The sequence below is a fragment of the Gilvimarinus sp. 1_MG-2023 genome (genome assembly GCF_030548285.1).
In genome coordinates this window covers 1-301 of sequence record NZ_JAUOSC010000701.1, presented here as the reverse complement: position 1 = coordinate 301, position 301 = coordinate 1, and the positions used below count along the sequence as shown (strand labels likewise).

The 301-nt window shown below is 50.5% G+C and carries 1 protein-coding gene; it reads right to left on the bottom strand.

Annotated elements, in window-relative coordinates:
* Nucleotides 1-301, bottom strand: a 301-nt coding sequence (locus tag Q4563_RS18685; RefSeq protein ID WP_303605578.1) for a cadherin repeat domain-containing protein, incomplete at both ends; no start/stop codon positions are given.

The window sequence follows — 301 nt, the reverse complement described above, 5'->3', positions numbered from 1 at the left end:
CTGCGGTGTAAATCACCGTGTTTTCACCAGAGTTTTCGTCAATGGCGGTCGCTGTTGAACCGGATGTAAATGCCGGTGCCACTTCATCCAGATCATTCACATCCAGCGTCACGGCTTGGCTATTTTGTAAACCCGCGCCGTCGGTGGCTGTAACAGTAAAGCTGTAGCTGGATTTGATCTCATAGTCCGCATCGGCCAACAAAGTAACTTCGCCACTGCTGGTATCAATCGAGAAATACGCAGCATCTGCACCCGACAGACCGAAACTCACGCCATCAGAAATATCAGCAGAGTCATCAGC